Source organism: Micromonospora sp. AMSO31t (assembly GCF_008868175.1).
GTDB lineage: Bacteria > Actinomycetota > Actinomycetes > Mycobacteriales > Micromonosporaceae > Micromonospora.
The window spans coordinates 1-23,064 of sequence record NZ_WBKT01000043.1 but is presented as its reverse complement, the minus strand read 5'-3'; the positions used below and the strand labels follow the sequence as shown (position 1 = coordinate 23,064).

The following is a 23,064-nucleotide window of genomic DNA, read 5'->3' as shown; positions in this document are numbered from 1 at the left end:
GTCACTGGTAGAACTTGGAGTCCTGCACCCAGTCGATTTTGATGTCCTTGATGTCCGGGTCCTGGCCGGTGGCCGCCCAACCCGGACGGGAATCCGACACGAAGGCGAACCGGTCGTTGCCCTGGAAGCCGGCCACGACCGCGGAGAACAACGCGCTGATGTCGCCGAAGACCAGCGCCAGGATGGCGGCGCTCGCGGCCATCCCGGCCACGCCGATCGCCTCGGCGATGGGCGCTGTCGGGGGGAACGCCTGGAGGGCGACCGAGGCGATCACCGCGATCAGGATCGGGATGAGCGCGTCGACCAGCGCGTTCACCGCGTCGTTGAAGGCGTCCCGGGCGGCCGTCAGGGTGTCCCGGTTGGCGTTGAACGCCTCGGCCAGCGAGTTGATCTCGGCCCCGAGCTTGCGGAGGAAGAGGTCGAAGGCGTCCCGGTCGTCGAAGTCCCACTCGGCGTCCGACGGCGGTACCTGCTCCAGCGCCGCCCCGAACTGGTCGCCGCCGAGCAGCCGCGCCGCGTCGCCCCACTCCTTGATGGACTTGTTGACCTCGTCGTTGTCGAACGTCTCCAGGTAGGCGATGGCGGCACCCAGCGCCCCGGCGAAGACCAGCCACATCCAGTTGGCCCGGGCCGCCGGCAGCAGGCCGCGCACCGGCGCCGTCGCGGCGGCGACCGTGTGCGTGCCGGTCACCGTGCCGGCCGCGTTGGCGATCAGGATCTCCGACATCAGCTGCTCCCCCCGTCCACCCGGCCGGTCACTTGACCACCCAGGGCTGGTCGGACTTCTCCCAGTTCTTCGCGGTCTGCTCCAGCTGCTCGGCCGCCTTGTGCAGGTGCTCGATGCCGGTCTTGACGTTGGCGAGGTGACCGTCCACCGAGGCGTTGTGGGCCTGCACGGTCCCGCCGCCGAAGAGGGTCAGCGCGCCGTCCGGCAACTTCACGCTCTCCAGCAGCGCCTGCACGTTGCGCAGGTACTGGATCGGGCCGTCCGGAGCGTCGAGCTTCTTGCTCGCCTTGCGGATCGCGTCGACGTCGACCTTGTTCGCCACCGCGTCTCCTCCCTGGTCAGCGGCGCAGGCCGCGGGTCGGGTCGGTCAGGTCCACACCGAACTCCCGGAACCAGTCCTCCGGGGTGAGGTTGCCCGCCTGCGCCCGGCGGACCAGGTCCGACCCACCGAGCACCTCGCTCATCAGCTCCTGCTGCCGCTCGGCGAACGCCGCGTACGCCGCGTCGATCGCGGCCTGGAGCGACTCGGCCAGGGTGTAGCTGTCCAGCCGCATGGCCCGGGCGTTGACCTCGATGCCACCGACCTTCATGTCACCGTCGACCGTGACCCGGACCAGGCCGTCCGGGCTCTCCCCGGTCACCCGCAGCTCGGCGCGCTGCTGCTGGAACTCCGCCAGCCGGCGCTGCTGCTCCTGCGCCTGGCGCAGCAGGTTCTCCACGGCGCCGCCGGCGCCGCCGTAACCCCACGAGGTGCTCACGACTGTCCTCTCCTCGGATTCGACGGTCGGGCCGACGCTACCGGACCCGCTCATCCGGCGTCGGCCCCCGTCAGGCGGGCTCCGTCCACGCGGTCTGGATGAGCTGCTGGCCGTCGCGGCGGCGGACCAGGGTGCCCCGGCCCGGCGGTTGCGGGCTCGGCCGCAGGTTGCCGAAGACGGCACCCTCCTCGCGGCTGCCGGACATCAGCAGGCCCGGCGAGTCCAGCTCGCGCAGGCGTTGCAGCACCGGCTCGTAGAGGGCGCGGGCCACACCACCCACCCGGCGGGTGATGATCAGGTGCAGGCCGATGTCCCGCGCCTGCGGCAGCAGCTCGTGCAGGGCGCTGAGCGGGTTGTTGCCGCCGGAGGCGACCAGGTCGTAGTCGTCCACCAGGATGTAGAGCTCCGGCCCCTTCCACCAGCTCCGGTCGCGCAGCTGGGCGGTGGTCACGTCCGGCCCCGGCAACCGGTTCTGCAGGGCGCTGCGGATCGAACCGAGGCCCTGGCTGAAGACCTGGTTGGACGGCGCGTAGTCGAGCAGGTGGTCGCCCTCCACCGCACCCAGCAGGCCACGCCGGTAGTCGGCGATGACCAGCCGGGCCTGCGCCGGGGTGTACCGCTCGGCGACGCCCCGGGCGATCAGCCGCAGCAGGTTGGTCTTGCCGCACTCGGCGTCGCCGAACACGGTGAGGTGCGGCTCGGTCGTCAGGTCCAGGTAGACCGGGGCGAGCGCCGACTCGTTGACGCCGATCGGGATGCCCGGGGCCGACCGGTCCACCACCTTCGCCAGCTCGGCGACGCCCAGCTTGCGCGGCAGCAGCCGCACCTTCGGCGCCGGGCGGCCCGGCCAGTTGGCCGCGACGTGCCCGGCCAGGGCCACCGACGCCTCGGTCAGGTCCTCGATGTCGCGCTTGCCGTCGATCCGCGAGACGCCGGTGAGGAAGTGCAGCTTGTCGCGGGTCAGACCGCGACCGGGCGTGCCGCCCGGCACGTTCTGCGCGGCCCGCCGGTCGATCTCCGACTCCGCCGGGTCGCCGAGCCGCAGCTCCAGCTTGGTGCCGAGCAGGTCCCGCATGTTGATCCGGATCTCCGCCCACCGCACGGCGGTGACCACCACGTGTACGCCGAAACCGAGCCCCCGGTTGGCCAGGTTGGTGATGGTCTGCTCCAGCTCCTCGTACTCCTGGCGCAGCGTGTTCCAGCCGTCGACCACGAGGAAGACGTCGCCGAACGGGTCGTCGGCGAACTCCCCGGCCGCCCGGCGCCGGCGGTAGCTGGCCACCGAGTCGATGCCGTGCTGGGTGAACCGGTTCTCCCGCTCGTCGATGACGGCAACCACCTCGGCCACGGTCCGGCGGACCGCCTCGACGTCGCGCCGCCCGGCCACGCCGGAGGTGTGCGGCAGCCCGTCCAGGCTGCGCAGCGCGCCACCGCCGAAGTCGAGGCAGAAGAACTGCACCTCGCGCGGGGTGTGGGTGAGCGCCAGCGAGGCCAGCATCGTGCGCAGCATGGTGCTCTTGCCGCTCAGCGAGGCGCCGACGATCACCACGTTGCCGCCGGCGCCGGACAGGTCCACCATCATCGGGTCGCGCCGCTGCTCGTACGGGCGGTCGACGATGCCGACCGGCACGGCGAGCCGGCCCCGCCCCGGCCAGTTGGCGGTGGTCAGCCCCAACGTCGGGTGCACGGCCAGCGGCGGCAGCAGCTCGGCCAGGGCCGGCGGCTCGGCCAGCGGCGGCAGCCAGACCTGGTGCGCCGGTCGGCCCCGCCCCTGGAGCCGGTCGATCAGCACGTCGAGCATGGCCACGGCCTTGCCGTCGCCCGTCTGCTCCGGCTCGGGCGCGGTCTCGGCCGGGCTCGGCAGGGCCGGCGCCGGCACGTAGTCGATGCCGTACGGGACGATCCGCCGCTGCACCTGCGCCCGGGTGGACCGCTGCACCTGCCCCGGCGCCCGGTACGGGCCGGACACGTAGGCGGCCCGGAACCGGAGCATCGTGGTCGTGTCGGTCTTCAGGTAGCCGTGGCCCGGCGCGTTCGGCAGCTCGTACGCGTCCGGCACGCCCAGCACGATCCGGCTCTCCACCGCCGAGAAGGTCCGCAGACCGATTCGGTACGACAGGTGGGTGTCGAGGCCCCGGAGCTTCCCCTCCTCCAGCCGCTGGCTCGCCAGCAGCAGGTGGACGCCGAGCGACCGGCCGAGCCGGCCGATCATCACGAAGAGGTCGATGAAGTCCGGCTTCGCGGCGAGCAGCTCGGAGAACTCGTCACAGATGATGAGCAGGCTGGGCATCGGCTCCAGCGGCTCGCCCGCGGCGCGGGCCTTCTCGTAGTCGTAGCGCGAGACGTAGTTGCCGGCCGCCCGCAGCACCTCCTGGCGGCGGTTCATCTCGCCGGCCAGCGCGTCCCGCATCCGGTCGACCAGCGGCAGCTCGTCGGACAGGTTGGTGATGACCGCGCTGGTGTGCGGCAGCGCGTCCAGGGAGGCGAAGGTGGCGCCACCCTTGAAGTCGACCAGGACGAAGTTGAGCTCCTCGGACGAGTGGGTCACGGCCAGCGCCCCGACGACCGTACGCAGGAGTTCGCTCTTGCCGGAACCGGTCGCGCCGATGACCAGGCCGTGAGGGCCCATGCCCTCGTGCGCGGACTCCTTGAAGTCCAGCTCGACCACGTTGCCGTCCGGCCCGACGCCGAGCGGGATGCGCAGGCGGTCCCGGTGGCTGCGCGGCCGCCAGGTCTGCTGGGTGTCCACGGTGGCCGCGTCGCCCACGCCCAGCAGGTCCGGCAGCTCCATGCTGCGGGCCAGCGGCTCCTCGGTGCTGGCGCCCTGCTGCTGGGAGAGCCGGTAGGGGGCGATCTGCCGGGCCAGCCCCTCGGCGGCCGCCATGCTGAGCCGGTCCGGCCGGCCCAGCCGGGACGTGGCCGTGCCCCGCACCAGGTCCAGCCCGCTGCCGTTGCCGGTGTCCAGGCAGAGCAGCCAGCGGCCCGCGTCGCGCGGCACCGTGCCGGAGAGGTCGATGACCGTGGCGCCGAGCAGGCCCGGCCCCATGAGCGCGCAGGTCGGCGAGACCTCGCCGCCGTCGAGCACCACCACGAGGTGGGGCGCCGTGGTGAGCGGCTTCGCCTCCGGGGCGAACCGGGGCCGGCCGCCCAGCTCGTTGGCGAGCGCCGCCTCCGCCTCGGCCAGGCTGGCGAAGACCATCCGCCGCGCCCCGGCCGCGTCCGTACGCCCCGGGTGCTGGGCGTGCGGCAGCCACTTCACCCAGTCCCACACCGGCTGCCGGTCCGGCGCGGCCACCACGGCCACCAGGAGGTCGTCCGGCGCGTGGAAGGTGACCAGCTGGCTCAGCGCGGCCCGGGTCAGGTCCAGCACCGGCTCCCGGTCGCCGCGCAGCGCGATCCGGCTGAACGCGCGCAGCGACAGCGCGGTGGGCAGGTCCGGCACGCTGGAGTGGGCCCGGACGAACCGGCGCAGCGCGATGGCGCTCATCGGCTCCAGGTCCTCCACCGGCTTGGTCTCCGGCGGCACGATCTCCACGGCCAGCCGCTGCGGGCCGAGCGCGATCCGTACCTCGCCGAAGTCGTCCTCGGTGATCCGCCGCTCCCACAGCCGGCGCGACGCGGCGACCGACCAGAGCGCGTCCGGCTCCGGGTGCCGCCAGGTCATCGCGGCGCGCTGCTGCTCGGCGGCGCGCCGGGTGCGCTTGCGCATCTGGGCCAGGTAGCGCATGTAGTCGCGCCGCTGGGCGTTCAGCTCCGCCTTGTCGTTGCCGCCGTTGCCGAGCGTGCCGACCGCCATGCCCAGCATCGACACGCCGAACAGGCCGCCGGCCACGTACGTCATCATGCCGCCACCGCGACCGGCGTAGAGGAAGGCCATCGCGCCGACGCCGCAGAGCATCGGCAGGATCATCAGCACCTGACCCATGCCCTTGGCCTGCGGCTCCGGCAGCTCGGGCGGGGACTCCAGCAGCACCTCCCCGCGCGGCAGCGCGGGCCCCGGTTGACGCGGAAGCCGGCGGAACACCACCGTGCTCACGGCTGTCTCCTCCCCAGAAGCGGCCCTGCTCGTCATCGGCCGACGCACCCGAGTCGTCGGGTGGGCAACCTGTGCGACCGCCATCGTAGGTAATCTCCCGGAGGCGCCGTGGACCCACGGGGGCGGCGCGGGCGGCCGAGGTGGATCGTAGGCGAGCACGAGGAGGCCACTGTGGCGACGAAAACGGCGACCGGCGGACTGAGCCGGATCACCATCGTGGCGCCGCGGACCAGGATGGATCTGGCGCTGCCGTCCGACGTGCCGCTGGCCGACCTGCTGCCGACGCTGCTGCGTTACGCCGGCGAGGATCTCGCCGACGAGGGCGTGCGGCACGGCGGCTGGAGCCTGTCCCGGCTGGGCGGTCAGCCGCTCGACGGCGGCCGCACCGCCGCGCAGCTCGGCGTCCGCGACGGCGAGGTGCTCTACTTCAACCCGCGCGCCGCCGCCGCGCCCGAGATCGTCTTCGACGACGTGGTGGACGCGGTCGCCACGGCGACCAGCCAGCGGGCCGGCGCCTGGCAGGTCGGCACCACGCGGGCGTTCTCGGTGCTCTTCGCCGGTGGGGCGCTGGCGGCCGGCGCGGCGGCCACGCTGTTCGCCGGCCCGCCGCAGCTGCCCGGCGCGCTCGCCGCGCTGGTGGTCGCGGTCGCCCTGCTGATCAGCGCCGCGGTGCTCTCCCGGGCGGCCGGCGACAGCCGGACCGGCGCCCTGCTGGCCATGGGGGGCCTCGGCTACGCCGCGATCGGCGGCCTGCTGGTCCTCGCCGGCGACCGGCGGCTCGCCGAGCTGGCCAGCCCGCACGTGCTGCTCGCCGCGACCGCGGTGGTGCTCTTCGGCGCGGTCGCCGCGCTGGCCGTCGGGGACCGGCTGCCGCTCTTCCTCGGCGCGGTCGGGGTGGGTGTGGCGGTCGGCTTCGGCGCGGCGCTCTGCCTGGCCTTCGACATCGGGGCGGCGGCCGCCGCCGCGGTGGTGGCGACGGTGGCGTTCGGCGCCCTGCCGGCGCTGCCGATGATCTCCTACCGGCTGGCCCGGCTGCCGGTGCCGTCGATCCCGACCGGCCCGGACGACCTGAAGAGCGACACCGAGTCGGTGGACGGCCCGCAGGTGCTGCGCAACAGCGAGCGCGCCGACGCGTTCCTCACCGGCCTGCTCTGGACGGTCTCGGTGCTGGTGCTCGGCGGCGAGGTGGTGCTCGCCGACAACGGCCGGCTGCCCGCCGTGCTGCTCTGCCTGGTGCTGGCCCTGCTGGCGCTGCTGCGGGTCCGCCCGTTCCTGGGCCGCGGCCAGCGCACCCCGGTGCTCCTCGCCGGCACCCTCGGCCTCGGGCTGGCCGCGGCGGCCACCTTCGGCGCCAACCCGCTCCCGGTCCGGCTCGGGCTGATCCTGGGCGGCCTGCTGGTGGTCGCCGTGATCAGCCTGATCTACGGGCTCACCGTGGCGGGCAAGCGGATCTCGCCGGTCTGGGGCCGCACCCTCGACATCGTCGAGATCCTGCTGATCGTCGCCCTGGTGCCGCTGGCCGTCTGGGTGTGCGGCCTCTACGGCTGGATCGTCAACCTTCGACCGTGACCGTGCCCATCGCGGTGCCCACCGGCGCCGTGGCGTAGACGGCCGGGCCGTGCTGGCCGTCGAGCGGGCGGGCCGGCACGCCGGAGCGGCGGGCCACGTCCCGGACCGCCTTCACCAGCGCCTCGGCGTGACCGTCCATGGCGGCCACCCGCAGCAGCGGCGGGAGCTGCCGGCCGCCGGGGAGCACCACGGCCGCCACAGTGTGCGAGGGGGCGGAGGTGGCGGTCACCGCGTCCACCAGCGCGCCCAGCGAGCCGTTGGGGCGGACCCGCAGCGCCAGGCAGCGCTGGGTCCAGCCACCGCCGCGCAGGCTGTTCCAGCTCTCCACCGGTGGCTCCGGGGCCAGGTCGAGGCCGGCGCCGGAGACGACCGCCGCGTGCAGCTCGTCCCGGCCGAGCACCCGGTGGCCGAGGCCGGCGGCGTTGAGGGCCTTGCCGAGCCGGCCGACGCCGGCCGCGACCGTGCGGTGCACGCCGTGCATGCCGCCGCCCCGGCTCACCGTCTCGGCGCGGGCGTCGGCGACCGACAGGCGCAGCGCCACCCAGACCGTGCGGTGCGCGGCCGGGGGCGCGCCCGGCGAGGGGTACCACACCAGGGTGTGCGAGACGACCTGGGTCTGGGTGACCGGCCCGGAGAATTCGGCGAGCACCGCGAGCGCCCGGTCCACCGTCGCCGCCTCGACCGACCCGGCCGGGGCGCCGGGCCGGCCGGTCAGCGCGACGGCGGCGAACCAGCCCCGGTCGTCCTGGCCGATGCCGAGCCGGGTGCCGCGCTCGGTCAGCTCGACGACGGACAGCTCCGGGGCGAGCGCGGCCAGCCGCGGGTCGCCGGCCGGCGCGGCGCCCCGGGCCCGGTCGCGGCGGCGGCGCAGCCGGCGGCGGAGCATGAGGTCCTCGTACCACCACCGGCCGCCGCGCCGGGCGAAGGCGGCCACCACGGCCAGCAGCGCCAGCGCGGCGACGACGCCGAGCAGCCAGGCCGGGCCGCCGGTGGCGAACCAGACGGCGAGCGCGGCGCACTCCAGCACCACGAGCTGGCCGACGACGACCGGACCGAGCCGGCCGCGCCGGCGCCGGTCGACCGGGGCGACCGGTCGGTCCGCCGGCGCGGCGGAGGCGGTGGCCGTACGACCGGGTGGCGCCTGGACCTGGGTCATCGGTGAGCGTCCCTTCTGGACATCCTGGGCATCCGCCGGTGCGGTGGGTCGCCGGGTGGCGGGCGGGGTCCCGGTGAACCGTCGACGGCCCCTTATCGTAGGGAAGCCCGCGGCGGAGTTCGGACCTGATCGCCGCGGACCCACCCCTGCCGGAGGTTAGTCATGCGGACCCGCCGCGATCAGGTGCAGGCGTACCGCTTCGTCACCCGCCGGATCGTCTCGGCGCTGCTCTCCGGCGACCCGGAGACCAACGACCTGCCGATGCGGCGCCTCGGCATGGCGGTGTTCGGCAGCGTCATCGCGGCCGCGGTCGTGCTGGGCGGCGCGGGGGCGTACGGGCAGTTCACCAGCAACTCCGCCCCGCTGGAGCCGAACACGCTGGTGATCGAGCGGGAGACCGGGGCGACCTACGTCTTCACCGACGACAAGGTGCTGCACCCGACGCTCAACTACGCCTCGGCCCGGCTCATCCTCAACGACGCCGGCGCGCCGGTCCGCACCATGTCCCAGGCCTCGATCAAGGACCGGCCGCGGGGCCGGGCGGTCGGCATCGTGGGCGCGCCGGACGCCGTGCCGGACCGGAAGTCGCTGGTCGGGCTCCCATGGTCGGTGTGCGACGTGCCCGACCCGAACGACCCGCAGCGCTCCACCACCCGCCTGGTGATCGACCGGCCGCTGCCCGGCGGCACCCCGCTCACCGACCGGGCGGTCCTGGTCAAGCTGAACGACGCGCGTTACCTGCTCACCGGCGGCGCGCGGCTGCGGGTGGTCGGGGACGAGCAGGCGCTGGTGGCGTTGAAGATGGCCGGCGCGACCACCCTCACGGTCGGCCAGCAGCTGCTCAACGCGGTGCCGGTCGGCCCGGCACTGCGCAAGCCGACCATCGACGGCGAGGGTGACCCGAGCGGGCTGACGGTGGGCGACCGCCCGGCCCGGGTCGGCCAGGTCTACCGGGCCGCCGGCCAGTACTACGTGCTGGCCAAGCAGGGCCTGGTGGCGATCCGGGAGGTCACCGCGCTGCTGCTGCTCGGCGGCGGCGGCCAGGTCACCGACATCACGCCGGACCAGGCCGGCCAGCTCCTCACCGACCAGCGGCTGGAGGCCGAGGGCCTGCCGGACCGGCTGCCCACCGTGCACGAGGTCCGCGCCGGGCGGACGGTGCTCTGCGCCACGTACCGCTCCGGGCCGGCCGGCCAGCCGACCACCACGCTGGAGGTCTTCGACCAGCCGCCGGCCGAGCTGACCGCGTCGACCGGGGTGGCGGCGCGGCAGAGCGACCGGGACGCCGTCCGGACGGCCGAGAGCGTGCTGCTGCCCGGCGGCAAGGGGGTGCTGGTGCAGGCCACCGCCGGGGAGACCGGCAAGGCGGCGGCCGGCTCGACGGTCTACCTGATCACCGCGCAGGGTGTCCGTTACCCGCTCGGCACCGCCTCCGGCGACGCGAAGAGCGCCCTGGGATACGGCGACGTGAGCCCGCTCGCGGTGCCCGCGTCCCTGCTGGCGCTGGTGCCGACCGGGCCGACCCTGGAGCGCGCGGACGCGATGAACCAGTTCGATGAGGGTGCGGTGCCGAGCGGCGGCGCGACCTCCGGACCGGGCGACGACACGGCGCCTGCGCAGGGCGGATGACCGGGGCGGGCACGGTCCGAAGTGGATAGGGCCGGATGACGGGTCGCCCTGGCTGGCCCGTGTCGACTAACCTGAACGTGGCCAACGGTTCTCGACGATGACTACGGGGATGCAGCCATGACCGGGCGCACGACAGTGGACGTACTGTCCTTGGAGGACTTCCACCAGCGGCTCGAGCGCCGGCTGAGCGAGGCGGAGTCGGTGTTGAAGAAGCTCAACACCGAGATGCAGTGCCGGCCGCCGGCACTCGGCACGTTCACCGACGCCAACGACAACTCCCGTCGCTACTCCGAGACGCATCAGAGCTACGCCAACCACGTCGAGCGGTTGCGGCGGGCGATCGTGGCCGCCCAGAAGGCCACCAAGAGCATCATGACCAACTACCGGACGGCCGAGGCACGCAACGCCGCCGCCGCGGCCGACATCGTCGCCGCTCTCTCCGGGCTGACCGAGGCGATGAAGCCGAAGGGAGAGGATCCGCGTGTCTGAATACACCCAGCGCTACGAGCACGTCAGCCACAAGGAGCTCTACCAGGGCGTCAACGCCGGTGACCCGAAGCAGATCGACGGGCTGAGCGCCCAGTGGACGTCGATGAAGGGCACCCTCGACGACCTCAGCCGGGATCTGACCGCCGACCTGGACGCGCTGCTGAAGACCTGGACGGGTGACGCCGCCCGCGAGTTCCACCGCCGGCTCAACCTGGTCGCCGACTACTCGGGCAACCTGGCCGAGGGCATGACGGGCATCCGGCAGGGCCTCGACATGATGGCCAGCGAGCTGCGCACCGCCCAGGCGAAGGCGGAGAGCCCCGAGGAGACCGACGACAACGACAAGCTGCTCTCCGGCGCCGGCAAGGGCTTCCTGGTCGGTGGTGTGCCGGGCGCGCTGGTCGGCGGCATCGTCGGCCACGAGCAGGACAAGGCCGAGCAGGAGAAGGCGCACCAGCGGATGGTGCAGGTCGTCGCCAAGCTGGCCGAGGGCTACGACTTCTCGGCCTACGGCCGGATCGTCGTGCCGGAGGCGCCGGACTCGGGGCTCCCGGGTGACGGCGACCCGACGAACCCGACGCTGCGCAGCGGCCCCTCGGTGAGCACGCCGTCGGCGGGGCCGGGCGTGGGCAGCTTCGGTCCCGCGGCGAACGCCACCGCGAGCACCTCGGGCGTGCACCACACCGCCCCGGGCAGCGGCACGGTGGGCGGCGACACGACGGGCGGCGGCACGACCGGCGGCCAGCCCGGCGCGGGCACCCCGGGCACCATCGGCGCGGGCGGCACGGTCGAGCCGACCGGCACCTCGCTCGCCGGTGCGGCCCCGCTGACCGCGACCGGCCCGACCACCGGCCTGGCGGCGGGCCCCGGGCTCGGCGGCACCAACGCGACCCTGCCGACCGCCGGGGGCGGCGGCTCGTTCTACGGCACGCCCGGCGTGCTGGGCGGCACCGGGTCGCTGGCCGGCTCGGGTGGCGGCTCGGCGACCTCCGGCCGGGTCGGCGGGATCGGCGCCGAGAACCGGTCGGCCGCCGGCACCGGCCGCCTGGCCTCGGGGCGCGGCGTGACGGTCGAGACGGAGAGCCGCTCCACCGGCAAGGGCGGCGCGACCGGGCGGCCCGCGATGGCCGGCCGCAACGGTGTGCTGGGCGCGCGTGGCACCGAGGACGACGAGTCCGAGGGCCGGCTGACCTGGCTGACCGAGGACGAGATGGTCTGGTCCGACGGCGAGGCGGCACCGCCGCCGGTGCTCGGCGGCAACTGACCGCAGGTTCACGACGGCGCGGCGTCCCCCACCGGGGCGCCGCGCCGTTTCGCGTCCACCCCCGCGCCGGCCGCCCTGCGGGACCGGGTTCGTCCACAGCGAATCGTGGGACGGGTCACGTCGACCGGAAAGATCGTCGAGCTGCACGAGGCGGAGCTGACCGATAGGTTGAAACGGTGCTGCCCGTAGCGTTCGCCTCCTCCCTCTGGACGGCCACGCTGCGCAGGATCGCCCGCACGGCGGTGACCGCCCTCGCGCTCATCGCCGGCGTCACCGGTCCGGCCGCCACGCCGGCCGCCGACCACCTCCACCCGACCGCGGCGGCCCGCCCGGCCGTCGACCTCCGGGTCGACCTTCCGGCCGCCGCCCCCGTCGACGTGGGCCCGGTCGGTCGGCCGGCCACCGGGGCGTCCGGCATCCGGCCCGCCGCCGATTCGCCCGTCCGGCACCCGCTCGCCGCGCCGGCCCTGACCGGGCCGCCGCACCGGGCCGTCACCGACGCCTCCGCACCGGTGGCGGACGCGGCCGTCGTGGCGGACTCCGCCGTCATGGCCGCCGCCGACCCCGGCCGGGCCGCCATCGCCCGCCGCGGGCCGCCGCGCGCCTGACCGCGCCGACCCGGGTACGCCCCGGGCGCCCCTCGACCGCGCCCACCGCTCCCCCCGTCGTAGTGCTACCGCGACCCCGTCGCGTGCCGCCACGACCGCCCGTCGACCGGGCCCCGACCGTTGACTCCGACCGTTCCACCACGAGGTGCTGGTGATGCAGACCGTCTTCTCCACCGTCCTGCCCGACGTTCCCCGAGCCGCCGTGATCTGGCTGGCCCTGCTCGCCGTGGCGGCGATCGTGGTCGCCGCCCTGATCGTCCGCCCGAACCGGTTCCGGTCGGTGTTCGGCGACCGGATCAGCGAGGCCGCCCGGCCGAGCAGCATCGAGCTGGCCGCCCAGGCCCGTGAGCACGCCCGGGAGCAGTCCCGGTACGCGCAGGAGGTGGCGGTGGCCGCGTCGCGGGCGGCGGCGACCGCCGAGCGGCGCCGGACCGAGTGGCTGGCCGCGCAGGAGGAGGTCGAGGAGGCGTGGCGGGCGTACGAGGCGGCGGAGGAGGACGTCCGCCGGCTGGCCGCCGCCGCGGCGCTGCCCCTGCCCCGGACCGCCCGGACGCCCGCCGAGTACGTGGACCGGGAGCGCTGGCTGCACCGGGCGGCGCTGGACGCCCAGTGGCGCAAGGAGATCACCGTGCAGCAGCTCAGCGACATCCTCGGCCACCAGGGCTGGGATCCGAGCCGGCACCCGGTCGAGCAGGAGCTGCTGCTGCGCCGGCTGGTCCGGGACAACCTCCGCGCCCGGCAGGAGGCCGCCCGGGAGCGGGAGCAGGCTGCCTGGCGGGCCGCCGAGCTGGCCGCCGCCGCCGCGCGGAGCCTGCGCGACGAGGCGTACGCGGCGACCCGACCGGTCACCGACGCGCAGCCGGCGCTGTCCATCGTGGACCTCACCGGGCCGGAGGCCACCCGTGAGCTGCCGACCTCCACCCGGGCGGCCGAGGTCACCCGTGAGCTGACCCCGGTGGCCCGGGGGCGGGCGGCCGTCCCGGCGTACTGAGGCGCCGGACACCCGGACGGCGGAGAAGGCGGAGCTGGCCCGGCTCGGTTAGCGTGACCTGGTGTCCCGTGAAGCCTGGATACTCGTCGTGCTCGCCGCCATCGCCGCGCTGGCGACGCTGGTCGGGGCGGTGCTGCTGGCCGTCCGGGTGGTCCGCACCCGTCGCATGCTGGGCGCGCTGGGGGTCGGCGGCAAGGTCGCCTTCTACGGCGCGCTGATCTACACGATCCTGCCGGTGGATGTGCTCCCCGACCCGATCTACCTGGACGACATGGGCGTGCTGGCCGGGGCGCTGATCTACCTGGGCCGGCTGGCCGCGAAGCACCGGGCCGCGCAGCGGGCGCTGCCCGACCGGTCGGACTCCCCGCCGGGCACGGGCCGGGAGCACCGCCCCGTGTCATGATCGGCGCGGGGCCGGCGGTCGGCCCGCACGAGCGGCACCGAGGACGGCACATGGCGGGCGACCACCGGCTGGACCCACATGACGAGCGGGTCGCCCGGTTCTTCCGGGACCGGCATCTCGCCACGCTGACCACGCTGCGCGCGAACGGCACCCCACACGTCGTACCCGTGGGGGTCACCTTCGACGCGGACGCCGGCCTGGCCCGCGTGATCACGTCGGGTGCCTCGGCGAAGGCCCGGCACGTCGCGGCGGCCGGCGCGGCGGGCACGCCCGTGGCGGTGTGCCACCTCGACGGCCGCTGGTGGCTGACCGTGGAGGGCCGGGCGGTGCTGCGCACCGACCCGGAGTCGGTGGCGGAGGCCGAGCGGCGGTACGCCGTCCGTTACCGCACCCCCCGTCCGAATCCGCAGCGGGTCGTCATCGAGATCGCCGTGACCCGCCTCCTCGGCAGCCTTCCCACGGTCACCACCTGACCCGCCGGTCACCGCGTCGATGACCGACCCGCGCGCGATGTCCGGTTAAACCGTGACGGCCGCCACCTGCGGAAATCGGGACCGGCAGCGGTCCGTTGCACCTTCCGTACGAGCGATACGAGCGAGCGGGCAGCCGGCCCGCCGCCCCCGGTGAGCGAGTGGGGCAGCGCCTCCAGTGCGCACCGAGATCCCCCGAGGCACGCCGAGCGCCACTCCCGGTGCCGCGTCTCCGAAACCCGGAGACGTCAACCCCCGAATGGAGCTTCGACATGAACTCGATCTTCCGTAAGAGCATGCTGTCCGTCGCCGGCCTGGTGATGTGCGGCGGGACCGTCGTGGGTCCGGCCGTGGCGGCGCAGGCCGCCCCGTCGGCCGCCCTCAAGGGCAAGGGCGAGCGCAGCGCCGGCTACGAGTACGAGGCGCAGCCCAACTTCTTCTACTGCGGCCCGGCCTCGACCCGCATCGCGCTGTCGGCCGAGGGCAAGGAGGTCAGCCAGGACGAGCTGGCCGCCAAGCTGGGCACCACCGAGAACGGCACCGACTCGGCCCTCGACATCACCCGGGTGCTCAACGAGTACACCGGCGGCAAGTACAAGACCACCGAGATCCGGGACGACGTGGCCACCAAGGAGCAGGTCGAGCGCCTGCGGGCGGACGTCAGGGCCGCCGTCGACCAGGACCGGCCGGTCGTCGCCAACATCCTGGGTGGCGCGCTGGACATCGACGGTGTCGAGCACAGCTACCCCGGCCACTACCTGACCGTGGTGCAGTACAAGGACGACGGCAACACGGTGCTGATCGCCGACCCGGCCAGCCCGAACGAGCCGACGTACTGGATGGACGTGACCGAGCTGGCCAACTGGATCGCCGGCCGCGGTTACAGCTCCTGACCGAACCGAGCCAGGGCCGGTCTCCCCGAGCGGGAGGCCGGCCCTTTGCGTCCCCGGCCCCGGACGGTCCCGCTAGAGTCTGACCGTGCCGCGACCGGTGATCTTCGACCTGTTCCACACCCTGGTGCCCGGCGGGGACCCCGAGCGGGACCGGGTGGTCGGTGAGATGGCGCTCATGGTGGGGGTGGAGCCGGCCGCGCTGGTCGAGGCGTACCACGCCACCTGGCGGGACCGGATGACCCGTTGGGACGCGGCGGAGACCGTCCGCGTCCTGGCCCGGCGGCTCGGCGGCGCGCCCACCGAGGAGCAGGTGGCCCGGGCGGCGGCGCACCGCCGGGCACTGGCCCGGCGGCTGCTGGCCCGCGTCCCGCCGTCGACCGTCGCGGTGCTGGACGCGCTGCGCGCCGACGGCCACCCGATCGGGCTGGTCAGCAACGCCACCGCGGAGACCGCCGAGGCGTGGCCGTCGACCGAGGTGGCCCGCCGCTTCGACGTGGCGGTCTTCTCCTGCGACGTGTGCCTGGCCAAGCCCGACCCGGCGATCTACCGGCTGGCGGCCGAACGCCTCGGCGTCGAGCCGGCCGACTGCGTCTTCGTCGGCGACGGCGCCGACGGCGAGTTGGCCGGCGCCGCGGCGGTCGGCATGACGGTGGTCCGGACCACCGAGCACAACGACAGCGACCCGGCCTGGGCCGGCCGGGCGCTCACCGCGCTCGGCGAGCTGCCCGACCTGCTGCGCGAGCCGGCGCGGGGGCGCTGACCCGGCGGCGCCCTCCCGCCACGGGGACGGGAGGGCGCCGGGAGCCGGAGGTCAGCGGGTGAGGATCTGGGACAGCACGTCGTGCACGTGGGTGTTCGGGTGCTTGCCGGTGAACTGCTCGGCCAGCGGCCCGTACGCGGTCACCGGCACGTCGGCGCCGGTGTGACCGCTGGTCGTCCAGTCCAGGTTGAAGGTCTGGCTGCTGCCCTTGATCGGGAACGGCCCGTCCTCGGCCGAGATGCCGTCACCGGACTCGTCGGAGGTCGCGGTGTCCTCGACGGTCAGGCCGCCGCACTCGTGGTCGCCGGTCACCACGACGAGGGTGTCCGGGTGGGAGGCCGCGAAGTTGCGGGCGACCGCCACGGCCTTCTCCAGCTCGCCGAGCGCCTGGAGCATCCGGGTGCCGTTGTTGTCGTGGGCGAACTCGTCGATGCCCTCCTCCTCGACGAGGAGGAAGAAGCCCTTCTTGTTCGTCGACAACGTCGAGAGCGCCTTCTCGGTCATCGTGGCCAGGCTGGCCGGCGGGGCGTAGACGTCGCCCTGGCCCTCGGCCCGCTGCTGGAACAGCTCCTCGTTGCCGAAGAGACCGAGAAGCTTGCCGCCCTTGGCGGCCTGGAGCTGCGCGGCGGTGGAGACGTACCGGTAGCCCTTGGCCTTGGCCGTGGCGATCAGGTCGCCCTTGGTGCCCTTGCTGGCCTCGGACGGGTCCTCGGCGGGCTTGTCCGGGTACGCGCCGGCGTTGCCGGCCGGCAGCCACCAGTCCTCGCCACCGCCGAGGATCACGTCCGGCTGGGTGACGTCCAGGTACTGCCGGGCGATCTCGTCCTGCACGCCGCGGTCGGCGGTGTTGGCGAAGAACGCGGCCGGGCTGGCGTCGGTGACCTGGGCCGTGGTGACCAGGCCCGTGGATTTGCCGGCCGCCTTGGCCTGCGCGCCGAGGGTGGGCAGCGGGTTGCCGTCCACGTCGACGCTGATCGCGCCGTTGTAGGTCTTCTCGCCGGTGGCCCAGGCGGTGGCCGCCGCGGCCGAGTCGGTGATCGGCGTCTTCGGGTCGTGCGGGCTGGTGGTGAGCTGGCCGGAGTACGGCAGCTTGTCCATGGTGAGCTGGCCGTCGAGCCCGGCCAGGTAGAGGCGGGCCGCCTCGCGCTGGGCGGCGGACATGCCGTCGCCGTTGATGAAGATGACGTTGCGGGCCTTGCCCTTCGCCGCACCGGCGTCGGCGTCGGTGATCGGGTTGGCCAGGCTCAGTCCGGCGGCGGCCACCACCCCCGCGACGACGGGGGCGAGCAGCCAGCGGCTGGAACGGAAAGTCACGGGTCCTCCTGGCGGATGGAACGCTGGGCGGCCGTTGCCGGGACTCTTGTCGCCTCGGGCAACGGCAGTTGCCTGGTTGGACCGTCCGCCCGGGGGTAGTGGCCAGACGAGCCGTTCCGCAACCCACCGATAAGGGGCTGTTGAGATGACCGACGCAGATACGGAGCGGGACGTCGTCGACGTCCTGATGACGGACCACCACGAGGTCGAGGCGATCTTCGTCGAGCTGGAGAGCCGGCAGGGCACCCCGGAGCACCGCCGGCAGCTCGCCGACGTGATGATCGCGGAGCTGGTCCGGCACGCGGTGGCCGAGGAGGCCCACGTCTACCCGGCCGCCCGCAAGGCGCTTCCCGACGGCGACCAGCTCGCCGAGCACGAGATCTCCGAGCACGCCGACGCCGAGCGGACCATGAAGGAACTGGAGTCGGTGGACCCCTCCGACCCGCGCTTCGACGAGCTGCTGGCCCACCTCACGGCGACGATCAGGCACCACGTGCGCGACGAGGAGAACGACCTCTTCCCCCGGTTGCGCGCGGCCTGCGCGAGGGAGGAACTGGTCGAGCTGGCCGGCAAGGTGGAGGCGGCGAAGAAGTCGGCGCCGACCCGGCCGCACCCGGCCGCGCCGGACCACCCGCCGGCGAACAGGCTGCTCGCCCCGGGCGCCGGCCTGGTCGACCGGATGCGCGACGCGCTCAGTGGCCGGCCCACCTCGATGCGGGAGCTGCGCGAGAAGTCCTGACCACCGGCCGTCGCGGCCACGCTTCCGGCACGGGGGGCGTGGCCGCCGCGGTGTGTCAGGGGGCGTGGGGGTACGGGTCGGGCGGGCGCTGGAAGAAGCTCTCCAGCACCACCACCGTCTGCGTGCCGGTGACGCCCTCCACCTGGAACAGCCGGCGCAGGCTGGCCTGGAGCTGCTCCGGAGTGCCGACCCGGATCTTCACGAGCAGCGAGGCGGGGCCGGCGATCACGTGCGCCTCCTCCACCTCCGGCAGCGCGGCGAGCGCCTCGCGGGTGGGCCGGTCGCCCATCCAGGCATTCGCCTCCACCAGCACGAACGCCAGCACGCCGCGCCCGACCGCGGCCGGGTCGACGTCCACGGTGGTCCGCCGGATCACGCCCTGCTCGCGCAGTTTGCGCACCCGCTCGTGCACCGCCCCGGTGGACAGCCCGACCGCCCCGGCCAGCGTCGCGTACGACTGGGTCGCGTCGTGTTGCAGCGCCGCGAGCAGCTTCCGGTCCACGTCGTCCACGACCACATCTCCGTTCGGTGTTCTGCCTCATCGCTGATTCTCGTTCGGTCATGTTAGCGTCGGCCCGAACGTCAGTCACAAGTGGAGGCGGTCGGCGTGGATCGGTTCAGGACGCGGTTCGAGGTGCGGGACGAGCGGTTCCGCCGGGTCAACGGCGACGAGTGGACGGAGTGCCTCTGGACCGGTGGCCGCTGGCTGGAGGGCCCGGCCTGGTTCCCCGCCGGGCGTTACCTGGTCTTCAGCGACATCCCCAACGACCGGCTGCTGCGCTGGGACGAGACCACCGGCGCGGTCGGGGTGTTCCGGCAGCCGGCCGGCTACGCCAACGGGCACACCGTCGACCGGCGGGGGCGGCTGGTGAGCTGCGAGCAGGGCGCCCGGCGCGTCACCCGGACCGAGGCCGACGGCACCGACACGGTGCTCGCCGAGCGCTGGCGCGGCAAGCGGTTGAACAGCCCCAACGACGTGGTCGAGCACTCCGACGGCTCGATCTGGTTCACCGACCCGAGTTACGGCATCGACAGCGACTACGAGGGCCACCGGGCCGAGAGCGAGATCGGCGGCAACCACGTCTACCGGGTCGACCCGCACGACGGCGAGGTGCGCCTGGTCGCCGACGACTTCGGGCAGCCGAACGGGCTGGCGTTCCACCCCGACGAGTCCCTGCTCTACGTGGTCGACACCCGGGCGAAGCACCTGCGCCGGTTCACGGTGACCGGGGGCGGCGCGCTGCGCGGCGGCGAGGTCTTCGCCACCTGTGACGCCGGCTCCTTCGACGGCGTACGCCTCGACGACGCCGGCCGGGTCTGGGCGGCGGCGCACGACGGGCTGCACTGCTTCGACCCGGACGGCACGCTGCTCGGCAAGCTGCACCTGCCGGAGGTGGTCGCGAACTTCACCTTCGGCGGCCCGAAGCGCAACCAGCTCTACATCTGCGCCTCCAGCTCGCTGTTCAGCCTGCGGGTCAACGTGAACGGCGCGCGCTACCCCGGCTGGTGACCGGTCAGCCTTCCGGGGCGATCCGCCGGAGGCTGTCCACCTCGGAGACGACGATCGCCTCCAGCGGGCAGGACTCCGCCGCGTCCAGCACCGACTCGTCGGCGGCGATCCGCTCGGCCACCGGCCGGGACAGCCCGTCGACCAGCACGAAGTGCCCCGGCGCCACCCCGGCGCAGATCCCCGAACCGATGCACCGGGTCGGGTCGACGTGCAGCCGCCACTCGCTCACTCCGCTCACGCGCCCTCCCCCGGCCCGGCTCCCCAGGCCACCGGCATGGCCAGCAGGCCCCGCACCAGCAGGCCGCTCTTCCAGGTCAGCTCCTCCACCGGCACGGCCAGCCGGAGCCCCGGCGCCCGGTCGAGCAGGGTCTCCAGCACCACCCGCAGCTCCATGCGGGCGAGCTGAGCGCCGACGCAGTGGTGCACGCCGTGCCCGAAGCCGAGGTGCGGATTGACCTCGCGGGTCAGGTCGAGCCGGTCGGCGTCGGCGAAGACGGTGTCGTCCCGGTTGGCCGCCGCGATGTTGACCACGACCGGCTCGCCGGCCCGGACCAGCACCCCGCCCAGCTCGACGTCCTCGGTGGCGTAGCGGGGGAAGGCCGCCGTGGCGCCGAGCGGGATGAACCGCATCAGCTCCTCGACGGCGGCCGGCACCAGCTCCGGCCGGTCCCGCAGGGTGCCCCAGGCGCCGGGGGTGGTGAGCAGGACGTACACCATGTTGGGGATCTGGGTCACGGTGGTCTCGTGGCCGGCGGCGAGCAGCCCGGCGGCGAGGATGACCATCTCCTGCTCGGTGAGCCGGTCGGCGTTCTCGTCCCGGGCCCGGACCATGGCGCTGAGCAGGTCGTCGGCGGGTTCGACCCGGCGCCGGGCGACCAGCGCGCCCATGTAGGCGAGCAGGTTGTCGAGGTAGTGCTGGGCCAGCCCCGGCTCCAGCGACGTGGTCGAGACGATCGCCTCGGACCAGGTGTGGAACTTGTCCTGATCGGACACGGGCACGCCGAGCAGGTCGCAGATCACCCGGATGGGCAGCGGCGTGGCCAGGTGCGCCACCAGGTCGGCGGGCGGCCCGGCGGCGAGCAGCCCGTCGACCAGCTCGTCGGCCACCGCCCGGGTGCGCGGCCGCAGCTCCTCGACCCGGCGCGCGGTGAACGCCTTCGCCACGAGCCGGCGCAGCCGGGTGTGCTCCGGCGGGTCCATCGAGAGGATGCCGGTCTCCTGCTGGCGCGGGGTGTTGCGGGGTTCGTCGCGCCCGACCGACGCGGCCCGGCTGAACCGGGGGTCGCCGAGCACCGTCTTCACGTCGGCGTACCGGGTGGCCAGCCAGGCGGGTTCGCCGTAGGGCAGTTGGACCCGGACCAGCGGCTGCTCGCGCAGCTCGGCGTAGCGGGCGTCCAGGTCGAGCCGGACAGGGGCGTTGAACGGGTAGCGCTGCGGGATGGTCGCCTGGGAAGTGTCGGTCACCGGCTGGCTCGCTCTCGTCCACGGCACCGCGGGCGGTGCGGGTCGACTCCGCACGACTCGACGCTGAGTCATGCCCCGACTGCGGATCGTAGCGAGAATCGTCGATGGAGACCAGAGGGTCGTTCCGGTCCCGACACGACGATCCCGGGCCGCCCACGTGGGACGGCCCGGGCTCGGGATGCGGTCAGCCGGTGTCGCCCTCGCCGGTCCGCTGCTGCGCCATGTCGACGCCCTTGTCGATCTTCTCGTCGTACTTGCCCTGGGTTCGCTTGTCGGCCATGTCGCCGCCCTTTTCGATCCCCTGGTCGACCTGCTTGTCGTGCTTGTCGGCGAAGTCCTTGGCCTTGTCCATGAAGTCGCTCATGTCGGTTCTCCCTTCGATACCGTGAATGCCTTCCCTGGGGTCGGCGGCACAAACACGCCGCGTCCCGAAGGCGCCCGGGTGTCGGATTGGCGTGCGTCGGGTACCAACGGCCACGATCGAGGAGGCGACGTGGACGAGGACGCGGGGACGCCGGAACCGGCGGCACGGAGCCGGGCGGCGGGCCCACGGCAGGCCTGGGCCGGGCTGCCGTGGCCGGTACGGACGGCGGTCACCTGGAGCGCCTGTCTCGTGGTGGTGGTCGCCGCGCTCTGGCTGCTCGGGAAGATCGCGGTGCTGCTGGCCCCGCTGGCCGTCGCGCTGGCCGGCACGCTCTTCCTCACCGCGCTGCTCGACCCCGTGCTGCTCGGGCTGCGCCGGCTCCGGGTGCCGCGGGCGCTGGCCGCCCTGCTCAGCGTCCTGCTGCTGCTCGGTGTCCTGTTCGGCGTCGGCGCGCTCGTGTGGAACCTGACCGCGAGCCAGTTCGGCGAGCTGAGCCAGCAACTCGACCAGGGCTTGGAGCGCAGCCGCGACTTCGTCACCTCCAGCCTGCCGGTCACCGACGAACAGCTCGACCGCCAGATCACGCAGATCCGGGAGGGACTGAGCGGCAGCGCCCCCGACCCGGTCGCGGGGGCCCGGACGGCCGCCGAGGTGGCCGGCTCGATCCTGCTCGGCCTGGTGCTGCTCTTCTTCCTGCTCAAGGACGGCCGGTCGATGTGGCACTGGGTGCTGCGCCGGATGACCGGCCCGCGCCGCGACGTGACCGCCGAGGCGGGCCGGGCCGGCTGGCGGACGCTGAGCGCGTACAGCCGGGGCACGATGATCATCGCGGCCATCGACGCGATCGGCATCGGGCTGGCGCTGGTGGTGCTGCGCGTCCCGCTGGCCCTGCCCCTCGCGCTGATCACTTTCCTCGGCGGCTTCGTGCCGATCATCGGCGCCACCGTGGCCGGCGCGATCGCGGTGCTGGTCGCCCTGGCCGCCAACGGCCCCACCACCGCCCTGCTCACCCTGGCCGCGGTGATCGCCGTGCAGCAGATCGAGGGCAACCTGCTGGAGCCGCTGGTGATGAAACGGCAGGTCCAGCTCCACCCGGCGGTCATCCTGGTGGTGGTCACGGCCGGCACGCTGATCGCCGGCATCGCGGGCGCATTCGTCTCGGTGCCGATCGCCGCGGTCACCTGGCGGGTGCTGGACACCGTGCAACGCCACCGAGCCGCCCGGCCCGACTGACCCGCGCGGCTCCCGCCTGGTCAGGCCGGGTGTGGCTGGCGCAGGTGGGTGGTGAACCAGGTCCCGGCCTGGTCGGCCACCTGTTCCAGGGTGCCCGGCTCCTCGAAGAGGTGGGTGGCGCCGGGCACGATCCGCAGCTCGGCGACATCGCCCAGCTCCGCCCCGGCCTGCTCGTTCAGCACGATCACCTGCTCGTCCAGCCCACCGACGATCAGCAGCGTCGGGGCGCGTACCGCCGAGAGCGAGCTGCCGGCCAGGTCCGGGCGGCCGCCACGGGAGACCACGGCGCCCACCTGGTCCGGCCGGGCGGCCGCCGCGACCAGGGCGGCGGCCGCGCCGGTGCTCGCCCCGAACAGCCCGATCGGCAGCCGGCCCAGGGTCGGCTCGCCGGCCATCCAGTCCACGATCGCGGCCAGCCGCTCGGCGAGCATCCCGATGTCGAAGCGCAGCTCGGCGGTGACCGCGTCCCGCTCGTCCTCCTCCGGGGTCAACAGGTCGACCAGCACGGTGCCCAGCGCCCGCCCGTTGAACTCGTGCGCCACCGCCACGTTGCGCGGGCTGTGCCGCGAACTGCCGCTCCCGTGCGCGAACAACACCACCCCCACGGCCCCCGACGGCACGATCACGTCGGCGGCCAGCCCGCCGTCCACCACCGGCACGCTCACCTCACGCGCATCCCCCATACCC

The 23,064-nt window shown here is 74.2% G+C and carries 24 protein-coding genes; 13 read left to right on the top strand and 11 right to left on the bottom strand.

The window, feature by feature from the left end:
* Nucleotide 1: 1 nt before the first annotated feature.
* The 4 genes from F8274_RS12660 to eccCa form a co-directional block, all read right to left on the bottom strand.
* Nucleotides 2-727: a hypothetical protein gene (locus tag F8274_RS12660; protein ID WP_192579812.1), complete on the bottom strand. Its 726-nt coding sequence runs from the start codon at nucleotides 725-727 to the stop codon at nucleotides 2-4.
* 28 nt (nucleotides 728-755) lie between these two features.
* The gene (locus tag F8274_RS12655; RefSeq protein ID WP_151462498.1) at nucleotides 756-1,049 is read right to left on the bottom strand and encodes a hypothetical protein; all 294 of its coding nucleotides are present in this window, start codon (nucleotides 1,047-1,049) and stop codon (nucleotides 756-758) included.
* 16 nt (nucleotides 1,050-1,065) lie between these two features.
* A complete protein-coding gene (locus tag F8274_RS12650; RefSeq protein ID WP_151462497.1) occupies nucleotides 1,066-1,485 on the bottom strand; it encodes a YbaB/EbfC family nucleoid-associated protein in 420 nt (139 codons plus the stop codon).
* A 70-nt stretch (nucleotides 1,486-1,555) separates the two neighbouring features.
* Nucleotides 1,556-5,521 (bottom strand): type VII secretion protein EccCa, encoded by a 3,966-nt coding sequence (gene eccCa / locus F8274_RS12645; RefSeq protein ID WP_151462496.1) that lies wholly within the window; start codon nucleotides 5,519-5,521, stop codon nucleotides 1,556-1,558.
* 171 nt (nucleotides 5,522-5,692) lie between these two features.
* On the opposite strand from eccCa, the gene eccD reads away from it, so the two are divergent.
* Complete coding sequence (gene eccD, locus F8274_RS12640) at nucleotides 5,693-7,090, top strand: type VII secretion integral membrane protein EccD (RefSeq protein ID WP_151462495.1); 1,398 nt, start codon at nucleotides 5,693-5,695, stop codon at nucleotides 7,088-7,090.
* On the opposite strand, the gene F8274_RS12635 is transcribed toward eccD, so the two are convergent.
* The gene (locus F8274_RS12635) at nucleotides 7,074-8,246 is read right to left on the bottom strand and encodes a type VII secretion protein EccE (protein WP_151462494.1); all 1,173 of its coding nucleotides are present in this window, start codon (nucleotides 8,244-8,246) and stop codon (nucleotides 7,074-7,076) included. The two genes, eccD and F8274_RS12635, sit on opposite strands and share 17 nt — an antisense overlap.
* Nucleotides 8,247-8,408: 162 nt before the next feature.
* Here F8274_RS12635 and eccB point away from each other — a divergent pair, with 162 nt between their 5' ends.
* From eccB to F8274_RS12590, 9 genes are all read left to right on the top strand, one after another.
* Nucleotides 8,409-9,875 (top strand): type VII secretion protein EccB, encoded by a 1,467-nt coding sequence (gene eccB / locus F8274_RS12630; RefSeq protein WP_151462493.1) that lies wholly within the window; start codon nucleotides 8,409-8,411, stop codon nucleotides 9,873-9,875.
* Between the two features lie 117 nt (nucleotides 9,876-9,992).
* A complete protein-coding gene (locus F8274_RS12625) occupies nucleotides 9,993-10,364 on the top strand; it encodes a hypothetical protein (RefSeq protein ID WP_151462492.1) in 372 nt (123 codons plus the stop codon).
* Nucleotides 10,357-11,628: a WXG100 family type VII secretion target gene (locus F8274_RS12620; RefSeq protein WP_151462491.1), complete on the top strand. Its 1,272-nt coding sequence runs from the start codon at nucleotides 10,357-10,359 to the stop codon at nucleotides 11,626-11,628. Before F8274_RS12625 ends, F8274_RS12620 begins: the two co-directional genes overlap by 8 nt.
* Nucleotides 11,629-11,804: 176 nt before the next feature.
* A complete protein-coding gene (locus tag F8274_RS12615; protein ID WP_151462490.1) occupies nucleotides 11,805-12,236 on the top strand; it encodes a hypothetical protein in 432 nt (143 codons plus the stop codon).
* A gap of 154 nt (nucleotides 12,237-12,390) precedes the next feature.
* Nucleotides 12,391-13,227, top strand: coding sequence for a hypothetical protein (locus F8274_RS12610; protein WP_151462489.1), 837 nt, complete (start codon nucleotides 12,391-12,393; stop codon nucleotides 13,225-13,227).
* Between the two features lie 61 nt (nucleotides 13,228-13,288).
* Complete coding sequence (locus F8274_RS12605; RefSeq protein WP_151462488.1) at nucleotides 13,289-13,630, top strand: YkvA family protein; 342 nt, start codon at nucleotides 13,289-13,291, stop codon at nucleotides 13,628-13,630.
* Nucleotides 13,631-13,680: 50 nt separating this feature from the next.
* Nucleotides 13,681-14,103: a pyridoxamine 5'-phosphate oxidase family protein gene (locus tag F8274_RS12600; RefSeq protein ID WP_151462487.1), complete on the top strand. Its 423-nt coding sequence runs from the start codon at nucleotides 13,681-13,683 to the stop codon at nucleotides 14,101-14,103.
* Between the two features lie 269 nt (nucleotides 14,104-14,372).
* A complete protein-coding gene (locus F8274_RS12595) occupies nucleotides 14,373-14,993 on the top strand; it encodes a C39 family peptidase (protein ID WP_151462486.1) in 621 nt (206 codons plus the stop codon).
* An 85-nt stretch (nucleotides 14,994-15,078) separates the two neighbouring features.
* Nucleotides 15,079-15,753, top strand: a complete 675-nt coding sequence (locus tag F8274_RS12590) for an HAD family hydrolase (RefSeq protein ID WP_151462485.1) — start codon at nucleotides 15,079-15,081, stop codon at nucleotides 15,751-15,753.
* 51 nt (nucleotides 15,754-15,804) lie between these two features.
* Here F8274_RS12590 and F8274_RS12585 read toward each other — a convergent pair whose 3' ends face one another.
* Complete coding sequence (locus F8274_RS12585; protein WP_151462484.1) at nucleotides 15,805-17,067, bottom strand: alkaline phosphatase; 1,263 nt, start codon at nucleotides 17,065-17,067, stop codon at nucleotides 15,805-15,807.
* Between the two features lie 145 nt (nucleotides 17,068-17,212).
* Between F8274_RS12585 and F8274_RS12580 the strand changes: the two genes are divergently transcribed.
* A complete protein-coding gene (locus tag F8274_RS12580) occupies nucleotides 17,213-17,806 on the top strand; it encodes a hemerythrin domain-containing protein (RefSeq protein ID WP_151462483.1) in 594 nt (197 codons plus the stop codon).
* 55 nt (nucleotides 17,807-17,861) lie between these two features.
* On the opposite strand, the gene F8274_RS12575 is transcribed toward F8274_RS12580, so the two are convergent.
* On the bottom strand, nucleotides 17,862-18,323 hold the full coding sequence (locus F8274_RS12575) for an Lrp/AsnC family transcriptional regulator (RefSeq protein ID WP_151462482.1): 462 nt from the start codon (nucleotides 18,321-18,323) through the stop codon (nucleotides 17,862-17,864).
* Nucleotides 18,324-18,413: 90 nt separating this feature from the next.
* On the opposite strand from F8274_RS12575, the gene F8274_RS12570 reads away from it, so the two are divergent.
* Nucleotides 18,414-19,316 (top strand): SMP-30/gluconolactonase/LRE family protein, encoded by a 903-nt coding sequence (locus F8274_RS12570; protein ID WP_151462481.1) that lies wholly within the window; start codon nucleotides 18,414-18,416, stop codon nucleotides 19,314-19,316.
* Between the two features lie 4 nt (nucleotides 19,317-19,320).
* On the opposite strand, the gene F8274_RS12565 is transcribed toward F8274_RS12570, so the two are convergent.
* From F8274_RS12565 to F8274_RS12555, 3 genes are all read right to left on the bottom strand, one after another.
* Entirely contained in the window at nucleotides 19,321-19,554 is a 234-nt protein-coding gene (locus tag F8274_RS12565) for a ferredoxin (RefSeq protein ID WP_151462480.1), read from the bottom strand.
* A complete protein-coding gene (locus F8274_RS12560) occupies nucleotides 19,551-20,780 on the bottom strand; it encodes a cytochrome P450 (RefSeq protein WP_225853756.1) in 1,230 nt (409 codons plus the stop codon). The genes F8274_RS12565 and F8274_RS12560 overlap by 4 nt, the downstream gene beginning before the upstream one ends.
* Nucleotides 20,781-20,964: 184 nt before the next feature.
* Nucleotides 20,965-21,144: an antitoxin gene (locus F8274_RS12555; protein WP_151462478.1), complete on the bottom strand. Its 180-nt coding sequence runs from the start codon at nucleotides 21,142-21,144 to the stop codon at nucleotides 20,965-20,967.
* A gap of 129 nt (nucleotides 21,145-21,273) precedes the next feature.
* On the opposite strand from F8274_RS12555, the gene F8274_RS12550 reads away from it, so the two are divergent.
* Entirely contained in the window at nucleotides 21,274-22,377 is a 1,104-nt protein-coding gene (locus F8274_RS12550; protein WP_151462477.1) for an AI-2E family transporter, read from the top strand.
* Between the two features lie 20 nt (nucleotides 22,378-22,397).
* Here the strand turns inward: F8274_RS12550 and F8274_RS12545 are convergent, their stop codons facing one another.
* Nucleotides 22,398-23,060, bottom strand: a complete 663-nt coding sequence (locus F8274_RS12545) for a dienelactone hydrolase family protein (RefSeq protein WP_151462516.1) — start codon at nucleotides 23,058-23,060, stop codon at nucleotides 22,398-22,400.
* Nucleotides 23,061-23,064: the final 4 nt, after the last annotated feature.